The 247-nt window shown below is 64.8% G+C and carries 1 protein-coding gene; it reads right to left on the bottom strand.

Annotated features, from left to right (window positions below):
• Positions 1 to 247: AMP-binding enzyme (locus tag SB765_RS32465; protein ID WP_410932870.1), on the bottom strand; the 247-nt coding region annotated here is incomplete at both ends.

Here is a 247-nt window from a genome sequence, read left to right as displayed (position 1 = left end):
CTGGAGGATGCGCGCCCAGGCGGTGCTCAGCTTTTCCGCCAGTGGGGACAGGAGCACGTTGGCACTGTCGTCAAAGGGCGCAGGCAGTGCACGTTTGTCGAGCTTGCCGTTTGGGGTGAGCGGCAGGGCATCGAGGAACACGAAAAGCGCCGGCACCATGTAGTCTGGCAGTTGGCCCCTGAGCGCCTGGCGCAGTTCATCGGCGATGGTGGGCTTGCGGCTGACGCAATAGGCAACCAGCCGGGTC

Origin of the sequence: Pseudomonas sp. SIMBA_067 (assembly GCF_046534675.1) — a bacterium.
Lineage (GTDB): Bacteria > Pseudomonadota > Gammaproteobacteria > Pseudomonadales > Pseudomonadaceae > Aquipseudomonas > Aquipseudomonas putida.
This window is presented reverse-complemented; position numbering and strand designations above follow the sequence as displayed.